Annotated in this window: 4 protein-coding genes; all 4 read right to left on the bottom strand. The window is 63.5% G+C overall.

Annotated features, from left to right (window positions below; genetic code table 11):
• Window positions 1-287: 287 nt before the first annotated feature.
• Genes MPJ51_RS05165 through MPJ51_RS05150 form a run of 4 tightly spaced genes read right to left on the bottom strand, consistent with a single transcriptional unit; the run spans window position 288 to window position 4,544 of the window.
• On the bottom strand, window positions 288-2,195 hold the full coding sequence (locus tag MPJ51_RS05165; protein ID WP_298382739.1) for a beta-galactosidase: 1,908 nt from the start codon (window positions 2,193-2,195) through the stop codon (window positions 288-290).
• Entirely contained in the window at window positions 2,192-3,052 is an 861-nt protein-coding gene (locus MPJ51_RS05160) for an SMP-30/gluconolactonase/LRE family protein (protein WP_298382736.1), read from the bottom strand. Before MPJ51_RS05160 ends, MPJ51_RS05165 begins: the two co-directional genes overlap by 4 nt.
• Window positions 3,049-3,654, bottom strand: a complete 606-nt coding sequence (locus MPJ51_RS05155; RefSeq protein WP_298382733.1) for a 2-dehydro-3-deoxy-6-phosphogalactonate aldolase — start codon at window positions 3,652-3,654, stop codon at window positions 3,049-3,051. The genes MPJ51_RS05160 and MPJ51_RS05155 overlap by 4 nt, the downstream gene beginning before the upstream one ends.
• Window positions 3,651-4,544: a 2-dehydro-3-deoxygalactonokinase gene (locus MPJ51_RS05150; protein WP_298382730.1), complete on the bottom strand. Its 894-nt coding sequence runs from the start codon at window positions 4,542-4,544 to the stop codon at window positions 3,651-3,653. The genes MPJ51_RS05155 and MPJ51_RS05150 overlap by 4 nt, the downstream gene beginning before the upstream one ends.
• Window positions 4,545-4,614 lie beyond the last annotated feature (70 nt).

The following is a 4,614-nucleotide window of genomic DNA, read 5'->3' as shown; positions in this document are numbered from 1 at the left end:
AGCGCCGTGCGCAGATCAGCCAACGTGCCGGTGGGGTGCTTGCGCAGATCGGTCAGCACACCGTTTGCGACCACCCCCAGTCGGGTGTTGGTGCCGCCGATATCGGCCACAAGGTTCCAATGGGATTGGTCGTTTGGCTGGCTGGCGTTGGGCAAAATGCTCGGTCCCGGTCGGCTGATTGCGGTGTTAACTTACGGTTCGCCGTCATTCTGCCAAATCGGGCCGGAACCTGCCAGAAGCCCCTAGCAGGTTATGTTAGCGTTATCAATTCTCTTGAAATCTGCGGGTCAGATGTCATCACGTTCCAGAAACAGCACATCGCACCCGGCAATCTCGATCCCGTTCCAAGTGACCGGATCAGCATTGTAGTTGATCAACACATCGTGGGTCGCGGTCCGACGTCTGCGCAGGCCCTGCGGCATCGCGTGGATTGGCAGGTTGACTGTGTCCGTCGCCTTGGCAATCAGCCGGTCCCACAGCGTGTCATCGGGGAACCCGGCGAGATACCACAAACCGTCAGTGCCTTTCAGCGCCGGAGTGCCGTCTTCGAATCTCAGCAAATCGGGTGCGGTGCCCGACAGACGTTCGACCCAATGGGCGGCAGCACCTCCACCGACCACGGGGCGTTTCGACTCCGGCGGCAAGGTTTCGACCAGATCGACGCTGCAATCCAGATTGGGCAGGCCAGGTCGTCCCTGCGCGGGGATCTGGAAGTCGCGGGTAATAGCACCGGCGCGCGGGCCGAAAATGGCCAGATCGCAACCGTTCAAGACCCGTCCAACCAGCGCGTCATCCAGCACCGCCAGACCGGGGGCGAGGATCAGCCGATAATCTTGCGGGGTATCCGTGGCCGAGATGAAATCCACCGACAATCCCGCCCGCCGCAGCGCGCGATAGGCCGAGAACACCAGCCGGAAGTAATCAAACCCAGCCCCTTGCGGCTGCGTCGTCCAGGCCCAGTCCGAGGCATAGTCGAACAGGATCGCCACCTGCGCCTTGCCGGGGGCAACGTCGCCCAAACGGGCCAGATCATCGGCGGTCTGGCGCGCCTCGGCCATGCCGGGGGCGTCTGCGCCCGACGGCGTTTGCAACCCGGCATGCATCTGCTCTTGCCCGAACGGAGCTTGCCGCCAGCGGAAATAGCTGACCACCTCGGCCCCATTGGCCACAGCCTCCAGCGACCACAGGCGCACCATGCCGGGCAGGGGGGCCGGGTTATAGGGGGCCCAGTTCACCGGGCCTGGTTGCTGCTCCATCACCCACCAGCGCCCACGCCCGACCGCGCGGTAGAGGTCATGGTGGAACGCCTGCATGTCCGGATCGCCCTGTTGCAGAAAGGCAGTCTTGTGCGCCTCATCGGCCTCAAGCCGGTCGGACAGGAAACCGATGGGATAGCTGTCCCATGTGGCGATATCGAGATCGGCGCCTATTTCGAAGTGATCAAATTCCAGTACCCGGCCCATATAATTGTGCAGCAGCGGCGCATCGGTCAGCGGGCGTAGTACATCCACCTGCGCCTTGTTGAATGCCACCACCTGATCCGAGCCGAACCGGCGGAAGGCCAGCACATGCGCGGGGTTGGGCTCGGTCACGGTCAGGTTGGGCAGGTCGATCTGATCGAAACTGTCATACTCCATCGACCAGAACACATTTCCCCAAGCGGTATTCAGCGCCTCGATCGATCCGTATTGATCCGCCAGCCACACTCGGAACGCCTGCAAGGCAGACGGGCCATAGCTGAGCGCCGTGTCATGGCAGCCATATTCATTGTCGATCTGCCAGGCGGCCACATGCGGGTTGCGGCCGTATCGTTCACCTATGATCCGGGCGATGCGCGCGCATTCCCGAATATACCCCGCATGGCTAAAGCAATAGTGACGGCGCGAGCCGAATTTGCGCGGATTGCCCTGCGCGTCAACGGCCAGCATGTCGGGATGTTTGTCCAGCATCCAGCGCGGAGGCGTCGCGGTGGGCGTGCCCATCACCACCTTCAGCCCGGCAGCCCCCAAGGTCTCAACCGCCCGGTCCAGCCAGTCAAAACGCAGATCGCCAGGTGTGGGTTCCATCCGGCTCCAGGCGAATTCGCCGATGCGCACCCATTTCAGGCCGGTTTCCATCATGCGGGCGGCATCGGCGGCCCACATCTCTTCGGGCCAATGTTCGGGATAGTAGCAAACGCCAAGTTCGGGGGTCATAGGAGGACTCGGTATTCGGCCAGCCCCCGCGCCACGCCAGGCGCGGCAAAGGTCATGCCGTTGGCAGGTTGTGTTTTCAGCGTCTTCGCATCCAGCCCTTCGCGGGCGGTGGTGCAATAGAGCGTTGATAGATCATCGCCGCCAAAAGCAGGGCATGAGGTATGGGCCGCAGGGAACGGGACGGTTTGCAAGAACTGGCCGTCGGGGCTGTATGCAGCTACCCTCGATGCGCCCCATTGGGCGATCCAGATATTGCCTGCGGCGTCTGTGACCGCACCATCAGGTTCCAATCCGTCTGCTCGCAAATCCAAGAAAACCGACGCCTCGCCTTCGGGCCATCCTGTATTCGGGTTCAGGCGCAGCCGCATCACCTGAAACGTCAAAGTATCTGCATAATAAGCGCAGGATTTATCCGGTGCGAAACAGATCGCGTTCGAGATGGTGACGTTCGGTACCAGCTGCCGCAGCTCTCCGCGCCAATAGCGATAGATCGCCCCGGCGCCGGGTTCGGCCTGCTTGCCCATGGTCCCGATCCAGAACCCGCCCCACGGATCAGCCCGCCCGTCATTGGAGCGGGTGACAGGGTTATCGGCCTCCAGCGGCGCAACCCGTTCTTTCTGACCCGTGGCCAGACTGAATCGCCACAGCCCGGTTTCCGAGGCCACCAACAACACCGCCCGGTCCACCCATCCGGCGGCCGAGACATGTTCGTCGAACACCCATTCCTTGGGCGCATCACCCTCGCGGGTCATTAACCGTTTGCCGATGATATCGAACCAGAACAATTGCCGCCGCGCCGGATGCCACAGTGGGCCTTCGCCCAGCTTGCAGGGGCGGTCATCGTGGATGTGGCTCATGCAATGGCCTCGTCATAGGCCGCAACGATCTGACGCGCGCGGGTGGCGATTTCATCCACCGCCATACCCGGTTTGTACAGCGCCGAGCCGATGCCGAACCCGTCAGCGCTGGCCTTGATCCAAGTCCCAAAATTCTCGGGACCCGCGCCGCCCACGGCATAGACCTGAGTACCCTTTGGCAGCACCGCCCGCAACGCGGACAGGCCCGATGGCCCGGCCATCGAGCCCGGGAACAGTTTCAATCCGGTCGCCCCGGCCTTGAGTGCGGCAAACGCCTCGGTCGGGGTGAAGATGCCCGGCCAACTTTCCAGCCCCAGCGCCGCAGTGCGTCGGATGACATCCGTATCGCAGTTCGGGGACACGATCAGCTTGCCGCCAGCCTCGGCCACCGCGTTGACCTGATCCACATCCAGAACCGTGCCCGCGCCGATTACGGCGTGGTCACCAAAATCCCGGGCCATAATCGCAATACTCTCCAGCGGATCGGGCGAATTCAGGGGCACCTCGATCCTGTCGAGCCCGGCGTCGATCAGGGCGTGGCCAACGGCAGCCGCCTCGGGTGGGGTCAGACCGCGCAGGATGGCGATGATGGGGCGGCTCATGCGGTTTGCCTCGTCAAGTTGCGGGCCTTGGTCAGACCGGCCAGAGTGGATCGAGTGGCGTCTGCGGTTTCGACAAAAGCGCCTTGTTTTTGCAGGGCTTTGGCGTAGATCGCCGACAGGCCCTCGGCCCCGATGATCGCGATCTGCTGGCCCAGCCAATAGGGGCGCGAGGCGGCCAGTTCCGCCCCGATCAACAGACCGGACAGCCGCGCCCGGGCAACCCCTGCGTCCTGCGCATGCAGCAAATCCGCCGCTCGGAGCCCGAAGAGACGCGCGGCCAGTTGTTCGGGTTTCGACAAAGCATCCTCAACCGCCTCGGCAAAGGCGGCATCGTCCCAGCCCTCACCGACCGAGTGTTGCAGCACCGAATGCCCGCGTAGCAGATCAAACAGTTCCCCGGTCATGAAGGTACGGAAGCTGACCACCTCACCCGCGCTGATCTGTGCCCACTTCGTATGGGTGCCGGGTAGGCAGATGACGCCGTCCCAATTCGGATGGGTGTCCAGAAAACCGGCGATCTGGGTCTCCTCGCCGCGCATCACATCCGGTGGGGAGGTCTGCTTCAGGCCCGGCACAACAAAGGCGCGGATGCGGGGGTCTGTGCCCGGAACCCGGATCGGCAGGCCCGGCACGGGGGCCGACGGTACTGCCGTATAAGGCGCCTCGACCCAGCCCTGCCGCGCGCCGACCATGCCGCAGGCGACCACGTCGACCGGGGCGTCGCCCAGCCAGTCCTCGACCAGCGCCAGAAGCGCGTCCTGAAACGCGCCTTTGGCCACGCGGGACATGCCCTGATCCGACTGCGCCTGATCCAGAACCGTATCGCCCCGCATGGCCCAGGCCCGCAGGTGAGAGGTTCCCCAATCAACGGCAATCCATTCTGTCTTCATTACGTTACCCCGATACCACGACGCCGCCATCGACCGCCATGCATTGACCTGTCATCGCCCGGCTCGCCTC

Origin of the sequence: Ruegeria sp. (assembly GCF_028066395.1) — a bacterium.
Lineage (GTDB): Bacteria > Pseudomonadota > Alphaproteobacteria > Rhodobacterales > Rhodobacteraceae > Ruegeria.
The sequence above is the reverse complement of the archived record's forward strand: the minus strand, read 5'-3'. Positions and strand labels throughout refer to the sequence as shown.

Coding starts and splice junctions, on each gene's coding strand:
- MPJ51_RS05165 (WP_298382739.1), bottom strand. CDS start 2,195: ATGACCCCCGAACTTGGCGTTTGCTACTATCCCGAACATTGGCCCGAA.
- MPJ51_RS05160 (WP_298382736.1), bottom strand. CDS start 3,052: ATGAGCCACATCCACGATGACCGCCCCTGCAAGCTGGGCGAAGGCCCA.
- MPJ51_RS05155 (WP_298382733.1), bottom strand. CDS start 3,654: ATGAGCCGCCCCATCATCGCCATCCTGCGCGGTCTGACCCCACCCGAG.
- MPJ51_RS05150 (WP_298382730.1), bottom strand. CDS start 4,544: ATGAAGACAGAATGGATTGCCGTTGATTGGGGAACCTCTCACCTGCGG.